Origin of the sequence: Mucilaginibacter pankratovii (assembly GCF_014773265.1) — a bacterium.
In the GTDB taxonomy this organism is placed as follows: Bacteria; Bacteroidota; Bacteroidia; order Sphingobacteriales; family Sphingobacteriaceae; genus Mucilaginibacter; species Mucilaginibacter pankratovii.
Genome location: NZ_JACWMY010000008.1, coordinates 181,174 through 194,071, shown reverse-complemented (window position 1 = coordinate 194,071; position 12,898 = coordinate 181,174). Strand labels below are relative to the sequence as shown.

General features: G+C 39.9%; 8 protein-coding genes. 3 read left to right on the top strand and 5 right to left on the bottom strand.

The annotated features are described in order from the left end of the window. Positions 1-31: 31 nt before the first annotated feature. The 4 genes from IDJ77_RS16510 to IDJ77_RS16495 all read right to left on the bottom strand — a co-directional run bounded on the left by IDJ77_RS16510 (position 32) and on the right by IDJ77_RS16495 (position 5,808). Entirely contained in the window at positions 32-2,614 is a 2,583-nt protein-coding gene (locus IDJ77_RS16510; RefSeq protein WP_224751128.1) for an MGH1-like glycoside hydrolase domain-containing protein, read from the bottom strand. 143 nt (positions 2,615-2,757) lie between these two features. Beyond that, positions 2,758-3,618 carry a sigma-70 family RNA polymerase sigma factor gene (locus IDJ77_RS16505; RefSeq protein WP_191190073.1) on the bottom strand — a complete coding sequence of 287 codons (861 nt, stop codon included), beginning with the start codon at positions 3,616-3,618 and terminating at the stop codon, positions 2,758-2,760. A 572-nt stretch (positions 3,619-4,190) separates the two neighbouring features. Further along, on the bottom strand, positions 4,191-5,147 hold the full coding sequence (locus IDJ77_RS16500) for an AraC family transcriptional regulator (protein ID WP_191190072.1): 957 nt from the start codon (positions 5,145-5,147) through the stop codon (positions 4,191-4,193). 373 nt (positions 5,148-5,520) lie between these two features. Continuing rightward, entirely contained in the window at positions 5,521-5,808 is a 288-nt protein-coding gene (locus IDJ77_RS16495; RefSeq protein WP_191190071.1) for a hypothetical protein, read from the bottom strand. 1,154 nt (positions 5,809-6,962) lie between these two features. On the opposite strand from IDJ77_RS16495, the gene IDJ77_RS16490 reads away from it, so the two are divergent. Together IDJ77_RS16490 and IDJ77_RS16485 are read left to right on the top strand one after the other, a co-directional pair. Continuing rightward, entirely contained in the window at positions 6,963-9,215 is a 2,253-nt protein-coding gene (locus IDJ77_RS16490; protein WP_191190070.1) for a tetratricopeptide repeat-containing sensor histidine kinase, read from the top strand. Beyond that, a complete protein-coding gene (locus IDJ77_RS16485) occupies positions 9,212-10,609 on the top strand; it encodes a sigma-54-dependent transcriptional regulator (RefSeq protein WP_191190069.1) in 1,398 nt (465 codons plus the stop codon). The genes IDJ77_RS16490 and IDJ77_RS16485 overlap by 4 nt, the downstream gene beginning before the upstream one ends. A gap of 36 nt (positions 10,610-10,645) precedes the next feature. Here IDJ77_RS16485 and IDJ77_RS16480 read toward each other — a convergent pair whose 3' ends face one another. Beyond that, positions 10,646-11,611 carry an AraC family transcriptional regulator gene (locus IDJ77_RS16480; RefSeq protein WP_191190068.1) on the bottom strand — a complete coding sequence of 322 codons (966 nt, stop codon included), beginning with the start codon at positions 11,609-11,611 and terminating at the stop codon, positions 10,646-10,648. Between the two features lie 873 nt (positions 11,612-12,484). On the opposite strand from IDJ77_RS16480, the gene IDJ77_RS16475 reads away from it, so the two are divergent. Beyond that, positions 12,485-12,892: a hypothetical protein gene (locus tag IDJ77_RS16475; RefSeq protein ID WP_191190067.1), complete on the top strand. Its 408-nt coding sequence runs from the start codon at positions 12,485-12,487 to the stop codon at positions 12,890-12,892. Positions 12,893-12,898: the final 6 nt, after the last annotated feature.

Genomic DNA, 12,898 nt, shown 5'->3' with positions numbered 1-12,898 from the left:
AATTGGGGTTCCATCGGTTATATTTGTTGAATTATAAATACTTGGTTATTAGTGCCGTCCATCCGGTTTGATGGCTTGCGCCAAGTCCCATTCCTGTATCACCATTGAAATACTCGTTAAACCAGTACAGCATACTATCGCTATTTGGATTCCTATCAGCGGCTCCCCGAAACGGGTGATCGCCATCATTCCCGGGAAGAAATATTGCTGCAAGTCGTCGCGAGAGTTCTTCAGCTACCTCTTTTAAATTCATGAGGGTGCCTGAGCCTGTAGGACATTCAACCTTGAACCGGTCGCCGTAAAACCGGTGAAAACGATTAAGACTTTCGATAATCATGTAATTTAATGGTATCCATACCGGGCCGCGCCAGTTGCTATTTCCGCCATACATGGAAGAGTCGCTTTCGGCCGGCAGGTACTGAATGACCATGTCCCTGGCACCTGTATTCACTTTATAGGGTTCATTTGCATATGCTTTAGAAAGTGAGCGTATACCATAGGGACTCAAGAATTCCTTCTCGTCGAGCATATACGCTAACAGACTTTTCATCCTGAACCGCCTTAACAGGCTCATCAGGTGCTCTCCGTGCTCATTTTGATCCCTCCATTCTGAAACCAGCGAAGCAAGGTGCGAGCGGTTTTCACTCAGCCATTTAAGACGCTCGCGGAAATCAGGCGAAAGCGCTTCTTCTTCACTTACGATTTCAACGGCCAACAGCGGCAAAAAACCAATGATACTTCTTATCCTGATTGGCTCGAAACTGCCATCCGGGTACCGAAGCTGGTCGTAAAAAAATTTACTTTCATCATCCCAAAGCCCGCTCTGCCGGTTGCCGAGATAAGACATCGCACCGGCTATGGATAAGAAATGCTCGAAATAATTGGCAGCCATATCCCCGTATACATCATTATGTTTGGACAGGGTAAGGGCAATGCGGAGCATGTTAAGGCTGTACATCGCCATCCAGCTGGTAGCGTCGATTTGTTCAAGACGAATGCCGTTATCGAATTGCATTCCCCGGTCGAAAATACCGACGTTATCCAATCCCATGAACCCTCCTTCAAAAATGTTGCTGCCCTCGGCGTCCTTTCTGTTCAACCACCAGGAATAGTTAAGCATCAGCTTGTGGAATATTTTTGCAAGAAATTTTTCATCCCCCTGTCCGTTATTTAATTTTTTATCTGTTTGATATACAGCTAAAGCGGCAAACGCATGAACTGGTGGGTTTACATCCTCGAAATTCCACTCATAGGCGGGTAACTGTCCGTTGGGATGCATGAAATTCTCCTTTAACAGTAAAAGGAGTTGGTTTTTAGCAAATTGCGGATCTATTTCTGCCAGGGGCAAACAATGAAAAGCAAGGTCCCAGGAAGCAAACCATGGAAATTCCCATTTGTCAGGCATCGAAATAATCTCTTTGCTATCAAAGTGTCTCCACTTATGATTTCTGCCTTCCTTTCGTTCCTGGGGCGGTGGAAATGTATTGTCATCACCATCAAGCCAGGTGTTTACGTTTAGTGCATAAAACTGTTTATTCCAAAGTAGGCTCGCAAAAGCTTGTCGGCGGATTTCTGCTCCATTTTCTGCATTTAACGGAGCCATTAATCCCTCATAAAACTCATCAGCTTCGGTAATCCGGTTGGAAAAGACCTTTTCCAGTCCGTTAAGCCCTTTGCCTTTGCATGAGAGGTTTAAATATAACTGATGGCTTTCGCCTGCAGCCAAATTTACCAGGTAGTTTGCCGCAGCTTTGGTTCCTTTTAGGTCGGGGTTAACCGTTGTACTACCCGACACGATAAAATCATTGATACCATCTTTGTAAAACTGACCGGATTCACCGTATTGATAGAGTTTGCGGGTATTGGTTTCATTCTCGCAAAACAATAATTCAGGCGCGCCGGAGCAAATTAGTTTCCAGTTGCCCAAGCCGGAATGATCGATGGCAATTGAATTCGGGCCTGATTTTTTAATCTCAGGTTTTTCGGTTCCCTCATTCCATGACCATGTATTCCTGAACCACAGTGTAGGTATTACATTTATTTGGGCTGCTTCCCCATGGTTCGTTATGGTTATTCGGATAAGCAGATCGTCATGATCCCGTTTGGCATATTCAATGGTGAGCTCGAAATGGCCATGATCGAAAACACCGGTATCCGGTAGCTCGTATTCGGAATCTGCCTTCGACCGGCGGCTATTTTCAGTAACGAGGTCATTGTAGGGAAATGATGTATGCGGATACTGATAAAGCATCTTCATATAAGAATGTGTGGGTGTATTATCGAGATAATAGTAGCATTCCTTTACGTCCTCGCCATGATTACCTTCCTGGTTAGTTAAGCCAAAGAATCGTTCCTTGAGTATAGGATCATGGCGGTTCCAGAATGCCACTGAAAAGCAGAGCAGCTGCTCTTTATCACAAATCCCGGCTATACCATCCTCACCCCATCGATACGCTTTGCTGCGCGCCATCTCGTGCGTTACAAATGACCAGGCATCGCCATTTTTGCTATAATCTTCCCGTACCGTTCCCCACTGGCGATCACTGATGTATGGTCCCCAGTTTTTCCAGGCTGGTTCAAGCAGTCGTTTCTTTTCAGCATTTTTCATTCCCATACGTTCTTCGATTTAAAAAGGCTAAGGTATAGGGGGGTAATTGCAATGCTCTTTATAAATCAAAGGGTTTGGTCTGAAATTCAAATAACAGGTCGGCCAGCTGATATCCCGATCAAAAAAATGTCCTTCATTTTATGATTAGTTTAACTAAAGCAGGATTTTAGAGAGGGGGCGTGCGTAGAGCTCCGCAGTTTATCCAAGGCCTGGTCTTTTAATCTTCTTGTATGTTCAACGGACAGGCATAACTTCCCGGCAATCTCTTCGAGGCGATGCGGTATAAATGAACTAAGCCCAAAAAAGAGCATGACTATTTCCCTTTCTCTTTTACCAAGAATATTCAGCGCCCGGTTAACCTCGAAAATAACCGACTCTTTGATAAGCACCTCGTCAGGAGGTCTTGAATCATCAGGTAACAACTCCCTCAATACTGTGGTAGAACCACCTGATACAGGGTGGTCAATGGAGGTGGTTAATTCTGCATTGGAAAGTAGTTCTTCCATTTTTTGTACATCTACGCCAAGTTCCAAGGCCACTTCTTCACAGGTAGGTTTTCTGTTCATCTGCTGCTCCATTTTTGCCGCTGTACGGGCATACTGATTCAGCATGGTCAACTGATTTAAAGGTAAATGAATGAAACGTTTTTGTTCCTGTACAGCTGTTGAAATGGCTTGCCGGATCCACCAAACCGCATAGGAAATAAACCGGAAGCCTTTTTTAGGATCAAAACTGCGCGCAGCTCGTATCATTCCAAGGTTTCCCTCATTGATCAGGTCGTTCAGACTTATACTTTGGGTTTGATATTGTTTGGCTACAGATATAACGAAGCGTAGGTTGGAAACAATTAATTGGCGAAGCGCTTGCCTGTCGCCTTGTTCAATTCGCTTAAAAAGTGCTTCCTCTTCGGTTATTTCAATCCGGCGAATCTTTTCAACTTCGTTGAAATAGAGGTCGAGCGACCGGTCATCCCGTTGGGTTAAAGTTGTTTTTACTACAAATTCTCTCATATATTTTCCGATAATTTTTAATTAATCCGGATAGTATTAATTATCGCGAAAAAAATTTCAAGCTAATCGTTTCTTCCGGATCACCGGCCTTTTCCGGTACATTACAAAGCTACCGGCAAGGATGTACCTGCGGATTTGAATTTCAAATGAAAGACTTTGATTTTCAAGTAGGATATTTTTGCGCTGTAGTTACACATTAGCTTTACCGTTGATTACCGGAACCGCCATAGGGACAAGTACCGGCAGCGATGGTCGCTATCACCTCGCCAGTAATTCTATATGTCAAAACGGTCACTCTTTCCTTTATTGGCTACAAGTCGGTCACACTCCTGTTATTCTTGGCAAACAACAAATGATCAATGCATCCCTGTCCGAAGACAGCCACCTGTTGAATGAAGTTGTTGTGAAGCCTGGGAAAAAGGTAAAATACCGTAATAAGGGAAATTTCGCAGTGTTCCAATGAAAGTAATGATCCTGTTGTCGGCGGGGCACTTATTGGAGATCAAATCAACAGAAAGGATGATTGAAGTGCTGTAGTTTTACGATCGATTCATGGAAATGTGAGCCTGCGGTTAAAACAAATCAGCCGGTCCGCCGGCATTCTTTCGGTAGGCCAGCGGCGAAATGCCTGAAAGTTTCTGAAAAAAGCTCGAAAAATTGTTGGCATCTACAAATCCGAGACGGAGAGCTATTTGTTTGACATGCAATTTAGAACTTACTAAAAGAAATTTGGCTTCTACGATGATCCGCTTATTGATATTTTGCTTCGCGGTCATAGTGCTATATTTCTTTAAAAGGAAATTTAGGTGGTTAGGATGTACATTTAACGCGTTGGCATAAAAATGCACCATTCTTTTTTTATTATAGTTATTTTCAACCAATTCGTTGAAATGATCAACTGTTGGATGTGACATGATCTCATCATTTATCAGGTTGGCTTTTGCAAAGATTCTATCGCAATAGATCAGTAATTCGAGAATCTTTATTGCAATCATCAATTTATTCTCGTGTTCATTAGCACCATGTTCTTTTAGGATGTATTCAAATATTTCGGAAAGCTCCGTTTTTTGTTTTTCGTCGACGTGCAGGTACGGCCTGATTGAGTTTTTTAGCACTTTTCTGTCCGCAATGTATTGTACAGGGAAAGGTTTATTTGAAAAGAAATCGATACTGAAATTTAAAATATATCCGGCGGTATCTACAGATGATGTGTACCTGCTGCTATGAATAACCTGTTTGGGAACAATAAACAATAAATTATCCTGAATTGGGAAAGTAAATGTGCCAATCATTTTTTCTCCGGTGCCTTTTTTAACAAAAGTGATCCAATACGGCGTTTGGCGGCCCGGCGGCACAATGCCCCTCACGCTTTGTACAACATCCTCTATGCGATAGATTTGAAAATTGAATTGCTTGCCAAGCCGTTTATCCAGATCTATTACACCATCTTTCAGATATTTATTATAAACGTCGGAGTATTGCTGAAGCATGTACATATCCTCATTAGTTCCGCAAAATTGGCCTGTCATAAGTTTAATTTATACATTGAATGATATTCCTGTCTCTTTCAAATACTTTTTAGTTGCATTCAATTGCAAAGCAATAAGTCTTAGGCATAAAATTTTTCGCGGTACCTGTTCAAACGTTGCCCGCGCCTATGTCATTCGAGTTATAACAAGGCAACTTTAATGTCATTGGCCATTCAAGTTAAGGTAACTTTCTTCTCTGTTTATTACCATAACCATTCTGATTTTGTACACCGTTACAGGTATAAAAAAACATACAGACAAATTTATCCCTTTGATGCATAAAAAGTCTTTAACAATTATAGCAATACCTTTAAAATTCAACTAATTTTAATTATTAGGATAACCGAAATAACTAAGTCGGCTCACTTGCATGTTAGTTTGCAGTATTGAAATATGGCGAATCTGCAATTAAGACCCCTTTAAGCCCAGAATAAGACTCGATGGTGTAGATATATTTATAGCGGCCGGAAAAATCATCAAAGACCAGATCGCAGATATTGATTTGGATATATGAACTGGAAAATTGCATATTGCATTGAATACAGGTATAAATTCCTTCCTCTTCAGTAAAGTCTTCCGAAAACCCATTTTCATGCAGTTTAATAATTGTTCGTGTCAGTAAACAATTTATTATTTTACCATTTTTTGTTTGTTTGTTCATCTCTTTGAGTATTAATGTATCACCGGTACAGCCATATTGATAGCAATACTAATTCCGCAATAACGATATAACCTGGTAACCTTAGAAACATCCGGGTAGGCTAAGTCGTCGCCAATAAATAAACCAAGTGTTATTGTTTGCTTTAAGTAAAAGTCCACCATTTTCGGTTATCAGAACTTTTAAAATCAAACGATGACCTTTGATAATCAATTTGTTGTGCTTTAGTAGTAATACATATTACCGTTGCTGTGTTAAAGGCCAATGATAGTACGGTAGCGCAACTATTATTCATTTCCAGCCTTGCATCGGATGGGCAGGTTATGAAAATGGAATAGTAATAATGGCCCTGATTAACGATGGTTCTAAATAACTGTTATAGAGATTACAAGTATTGACTATTTAACTTTTATAGGTTTCCGGATCAAACACATCAAAAAATAGAATATTATTTGATTATTAAATGGTATTGTTTGAAAATTAAAGGTTGTCCTAAACTAATCACCGGACTTTTGTGATGTTGGAATTGAAACTTCAAAAAGGGATAATTTTTGCCGTATGTATGGCCACCGGGACAAAATATAGTTACCCACTGCGCTTCTCAGCCATTCTGTATTTCTTCAAAGATGAGCTCAATAATAAATAAGAATTAAATCACGTACGAATGAAAAATTTAATGAAGATTGCCACCATTTTCGCTGCATTATGTGACCTGGATTGACGGAAAACCAATAAGGAGAATGCCGGATAGTAGATCTATCGTTTCCGAGGTTGAACCCAGCCTGGTACTAAACTGGATAATGTTAAAAGGGCCGTGTTTTCGGTCCTTTTTTTGTGTCTCAGATAAAAATCCTGCCTTATTTGAAAATGAATTCTTTTCTGAATTTCGGTTTACGCCCCACTGCCCAAGCAAGTATTTAATAAACGAAAATTCAATACTTTTTTTGATATTAATGGTGATTATTTAAAGGTGTATAAGTAAATTAGCTTAATAATTAGCCACGAAATATTTTAGCTAATGTAAAGTTCGAATTTGAATAGTCGTTCCTGCTCTGTGTACGTAAACCAGGCATTTGTGTTGACAGTGCATTATCCAATTGACAATCAATTTGAAATTTTATAACAAAGGTTTTGGTTTAAGTTAGACCATTCAGACGATGAACCGATTCGTGTTAACTATCTCATTCTTACTCCTGCTTTCATCTGTCCGCGGGCAAGATCAAACACGTCATAGCGTGGATTCTTTGATTAAAATACTGAATAAAAGTTTGCCGGATACGGCTCATGTCAGCGCACTTTTAAAACTGGCAGAGTTTCAAATCTCAAAAGCCGGCGAAAATAAAGCAGGTGTGGATAGTGCCGCAGGATATATTGCACAAGCCGAACGATTGAATGCCAGAATTAAATCAGATCTCGTCAATGGGCGTATTTTAATGGCGAAATCGTCATTACTACGAAAAATAGGGCAGCGTGATGCCGGAATAGCCCTTGGAGAAAAGGCGATACAAGTTCTGAACCAAAATAGTGATAAATACCTGTTGGCGCAGGCTTACTCCGAACTATCACATTATTATGATGATAATGATCCAAAACAACTTGTTACCAAGATAAAAATTATCAAGGCGGAAGCCGCTGCCTACCAGTTGGCCGGAAAGGTAATGTTAGCAGCAAAAGCTTACGGTTTTTTGGGTGATTTATACATGCTCAATAATGAATACGAGAAAGCGATAGAAGTACTTCAGCTGTCCATTGCAGCTTATAAGTCTGCGCATTACAGCAAGGTACATAGTGTTTATCTTCAATTTGCAAGTGCCTACTTTAGTTTGGGTAACTATAAGCAGGCGTTAAATTACGGCTTAACCGCATTGCATACTGCCGAAAGCCTTAAAGATACCACGATGCAACTCTGCGGAATATATAATACCATAGGCATAATTCTTATGGATACAGATCAAAATGAAAAAGCAATAGTTTATTTAAAAAATGCATTGCAAATAGCAGAAAGATATAATGACGCTTCAAATAGTAGTACGGTATTGTGGAATATTGTGAAGAGCTACATAAGGTTAAATAAAACCGAAGAAGCGGCGAAATTATTGAGGGATTTCCCAAAGAAATATCTGGAATCGAAGGACTATGGGTCCGCTATTGTGATAAATGGTTCTTTTATATACGTTTATACCGCTCTTCGGCAATATGGTAAGGCGATACCGTACTGCAATAGGGTTGTTGATATAATTAATCATCAGCAAATCAGTGAAGAGGTCCTTGATTTAGCTTATACACTGCTTGTTAGATATTATTTCGCTTCGGGGCAGTATTCATTGGCACGCCAATATTTAATTAAAGCCACAAATTTGGTGCATAAAATAAATGAGCCTGCGATGATCGGACGTAACAGTCTCCAATGGTTTAAACTGGATAGCGCCGAGGGGAACTTCAGATCTGCGAATCAATACCTGTTAAAGTACCACCAGATCAAGGATTCGCTATTTAATGAAGCCAAAAGCAAGCAAATTCAGCAACTACAGATCCAGTTTGAAACTGAAAAGAAAGAACACCAGATCACGTTAAAAGACAAGGATATCCGCTTGCTTACACAAGAGAACAAAACAGCTAACCTTGTCAGAAATTTAACTATAGGCGGCATATTCTTGCTCGTTATCATTGTTGGATTACTTTACAAACAATTCAGGAATAAAGAGCAAGCCAACATGGTTATTATGCACAAGAATAAGCTGCTGGAACAATTGCTGTCCGAAAAAGATTGGTTGTTAAAGGAGGTTCATCATCGGGTTAAAAACAATTTGCACACGGTTATCTGCCTGTTGGAATTGCAGGCAGCAAATTTGGAAAGTGAGGCATTAACTGCGATAGAAAATTGCCAGCACCGTATTTATTGCATGTCTTTGATCCATCAAAAGTTATATCAGTCTGATGAGCTAAAAACTATCGACATGGCCGTTTACCTTCCCGAATTTATCAACTATTTAAGCGAAAGCTTTGGCATTCTGCAGCAAATAAGATTTAACCTGGATATTGAAAATTTGAAACTTGGCGTTTCACAAGCTATACCCCTTGCTTTAATTATTAATGAGGCGGTCACTAATTCAATTAAATACGCATTCCCCGAAAACCCCAATGGCACTATAACGATCCAAATGGTTCAACGCGATGACCAAATTACCTTAATGATAGCCGACAACGGCATCGGTATGCCCCAGGAGATGATTTACACGCCAAGGGGTTCACTTGGGCTCAATTTGATCAGGGGGCTTTGCCAGGACATAAATGCGCAGGCCGGGTTTGAAAATGATCACGGCACTAAGGTCACTATCACCTTTAAAAACGATCAATTTAATGAAACTTCGGACTTTTTAAATCAACCGCAACAGGAAGCTTACTCATGACTAAAAGCAAAATACTTATAGTAGAAGATCAGTTTATTGAAGCTTTTAATTTGCAGGCGATACTCGAACGCGCCGGCTACCAGGTATGTTCAGTTGCCAGGTCTGTTCCTACAGCATTGATCATTGTTGAAAAGGAAAAACCGGATATGGTATTGCTTGATATCTCTCTGCAGGGTAACCTTAATGGTATAGACCTGGCCAGGGCGCTATCAGAAAAAAATATAGGCTTTGTATTCTTGTCGGCCAATTCACAAAAGCAGTTTCTGGAAGCCGCAAAATTAACTAAACCGTATGGGTTCCTGGTAAAGCCGTTCCGCGAAAAGGATGTATTGGTTATGCTGGACATTGCCTGCTACCTTCAGCGGGAAAAACTGGAATCGGCTCAAATACGCGAGGGGCTTTCTAAAAATTCTCCCGCTCTTTTAAACAATGCAGCTCTGAGTAATATCATCGGTACGAGCAGGAGTATACTTGAGGTAATTGAAAATATTAACATCGTAGGCCAGTCCGATACTTCGGTACTTATCTTGGGTGAAAGCGGAACAGGAAAAGAACTGGTGGCCCAGTGCATTCACCAGATCTCTTCGCGCAAAGCAAAACCATTAGTGATCGTTAACTGTGCAGCACTGCCTGCAAACCTGATAGAATCGGAGCTGTTTGGTCACGAAAAAGGTTCGTTCACAGGGGCTATCAACAAACGAACGGGGAAATTTGAACAGGCCGACGGTGGTACAATTTTTCTGGATGAAATTGGGGAGTTGCCGCTGGAGCTGCAGGTAAGATTTTTACGCGTTCTACAGGAAAAAACCATTGAGCCGATCGGCGGATCGACAAAAAAAATTAATGTTCGTGTTATTGCGGCCACTAATCGAAAATTGGAAGATGAAATAGCATCCTGCCGATTTAGAATGGACCTTTATTATCGGCTAAATGTTTTTCCTATTGAAATGCCTGCTCTTCGCGAACGGAAGGAAGATATCATATCATTAGCAAACCATTTTATCAATATTTTCGCTCAGAGAGAAGGCAGAATAATTACGGGGTTTACGGAAAGCGTGATGAAAAAATTACTTGATTATTCGTGGCCCGGAAATGTGAGGGAATTGGAAAACCTAATGGAACGAAGTGTCTTGCTGGCAAAAAGTACGATGATAGAATCGATCAACTTTCCCAAACAGATAAATAGCGATCTTTTGCTTAATAATGGAGGACAAATGAAATCTATTGAGGAAAACGAACGCGACCATATTTTGGCGGTACTTGAAAAATGTAAATGGAAGATCAGCGGCAAAGATGGTGCTGCAGAAATGTTGAAGATCAATGTGTCGACGCTGAATTCGAGGATAAAAAAATTGGGCCTCATAAGATCGAACAAAAAGATTGATCACCTTTGAAAATGTTCTAAAACAGTTTAAAGCATGTTATACCACTTAACCAAAAGTGCCTGTCATTCTTTTATTTAATGAATTCCTGAAAGCTACCGGGCAGATGCCGGCATGTTTTTGAAAAAATGTTGAAAAATTATTGGGGTCCTCAAATCCCAATTTATAAGCGATCTCTTTGATGATGAGTTTTTGATCTGATAGGAGATATTTTGATTCTACTATGATTTTGTTGTTTATACTCTGTTTTGCATTCGTTCCGTTATACTTTTTTAACAGAAAATTAAGATGGTTAGGATGAATACTTAATGCATCAGCATAATATTGAACGCTTTTATATTTATCGAAGTTACGTTCAAGGAGTTCGTTGAATTTTTCGATCACCGGGTGAAAGTTGACCGTTTTAACTGACAGTTCAGCCTTTATTAAAAACCGGTCAAAGTTGATCAGCAATTCAAGAATTTTTATGGCGATCATTTCCCGGTTTGCTTCATCGCCCGAAGTAAATTCTTCAATTATACATTCAAAGATCTTTGCAAGGGCCCGGGCTTTTTGTTCATCAATGTGCAGATAAGGCTGGGGAGGATTTTTTAATACCCTGTTTCTGCCGATCCGATCTTTGATAAAGGAGGAGTTTAAAAAAAAGTCAATATCAAACATTAGTAAATATCCCGAGCAATCGGTTGATGTATATTTGCTGGAGTGTATTACATATCTTGGCACTACAAATAGGCTGTTATCCGTAATTGGAAAAGTAAATTGTCCTATGGATTGTTCCCCCGCCCCTTTTTTTATTAAGGCAATGGAATAGGTAGACTGCCGCATCGGGGGTATTACTCTGCTAACAATTGGAAGAATATCTTCCATGCGATATATCTGAAAATCAAACCGATACTTCACCCTCTTATCCATCTCAATAATGCCATCATTTTGGTATTTATCAAAAGCATCCCGGTATTTTTGAATTAACCCCAGGCCGCTATCAATATCGTTATTAGTAAAGGTCATGCTCATGCGCTAAAGATCAATGATGAAAAGAGTAAGGTGCTTTATCGCCAGCACCTTTTAATTGCATAACCCCATTGAAATATCGTGCCGATTTATTAAGTATATGATAATCAATTAGTTAATTAGAGTATTTGGGGGAAACAGTATTGATATTTCAATATAAGTATTGATATTTCACAGATTTTGTGGGTTACAGTTCACATTGCCTGGCCCATAGCAGTTTTGCCTGTTTGGGGCCCTACCCCCCTTTAAGGTTTGGTTGCAGAACATCGTTAATGCGGGCAGGTCGCTGCTCCGGTTTTTATTATACCATTTGGCTGCTGGAACAAACCGATTCAGACTGCGTCGCTCCCCTGCCATCTCTGTCTTTAAATCAAAGCCATCTTACAAACCCGCCGGAAAAAGTATTCATTTGGCCAGGCGATCGCTCTCAGGGGTTCAACCGGATACTTTGTTTTTCATATCAATTCGTTTGAAAATGAAAGCGCTGGTGCGCTTTTATCCCGGAAATTTGTTCGTGAAGCGGACGATTTAAAAAAGGAGCGAGGCCTAATGGTTACCGAAAAAACAAATAAATACCCTGCATATACCATTTCATATTAAAACGGAAAAAAATGAAATCATTAGTTATATCAAAAAACATTACCATCGGACCCGGTCCTGGTGATCTCATCGACGAGGGGAATTGGGGCCTGATTACTGTGGCCAGGAGGTATAAGCCGATAGGTTACTACTATCGCGACAAAACAGGATCGAATCAAGGTGATTTAAGGCATGTTGCGAGGTTCGAATATTGATTTAGATACTTTTTCATTTTTTAAGATATCTTAAAAGCAGCCTCATTCTTCTTGCCTTCCTTTGCATTATAAATTTTTATTAATGCATAAGGATGTTAAAGGAATGGGTGTTCATTATATATATATAACAGATGATCTTGGGATTGCGTCCGTTTTTCCGACGATAAAATTAAAACTGACTGACGAGGAATATCAGCAGGTCTCTCTACTCTATTTCTCTGTGAACGAGCAATATGTATTCCGAAAAGAATTGCAAATACTTGAGAGGCGTTTTCTTACCCAACTATATGTAAGCTATACCTCAAAAGACATCCAAGCGACAACTTTATCTCCAAACGAGGAAATAGAAGCTGTCTTAAACGCCAACACCATGCAACGCTTGGATTTTATCCTTTCAGGCAATGAAGAATTTATTGAGAAAATAAAAAGCATCCTGTTTTTTTTTGACATAAACGAAGTACAAATACAAGAACAATTTTTCACAGAATAATAAAAT

Bases quoted from the DNA above. Each gene is read 5' to 3' on its own strand.
- IDJ77_RS16510 (WP_224751128.1), bottom strand. From the start codon at position 2,614: ATGGGAATGAAAAATGCTGAAAAGAAACGACTGCTTGAACCAGCCTGG.
- IDJ77_RS16505 (WP_191190073.1), bottom strand. From the start codon at position 3,618: ATGAGAGAATTTGTAGTAAAAACAACTTTAACCCAACGGGATGACCGG.
- IDJ77_RS16500 (WP_191190072.1), bottom strand. From the start codon at position 5,147: ATGACAGGCCAATTTTGCGGAACTAATGAGGATATGTACATGCTTCAG.
- IDJ77_RS16495 (WP_191190071.1), bottom strand. From the start codon at position 5,808: ATGAACAAACAAACAAAAAATGGTAAAATAATAAATTGTTTACTGACA.
- IDJ77_RS16490 (WP_191190070.1), top strand. From the start codon at position 6,963: ATGAACCGATTCGTGTTAACTATCTCATTCTTACTCCTGCTTTCATCT.
- IDJ77_RS16485 (WP_191190069.1), top strand. From the start codon at position 9,212: ATGACTAAAAGCAAAATACTTATAGTAGAAGATCAGTTTATTGAAGCT.
- IDJ77_RS16480 (WP_191190068.1), bottom strand. From the start codon at position 11,611: ATGAGCATGACCTTTACTAATAACGATATTGATAGCGGCCTGGGGTTA.
- IDJ77_RS16475 (WP_191190067.1), top strand. From the start codon at position 12,485: ATGCATAAGGATGTTAAAGGAATGGGTGTTCATTATATATATATAACA.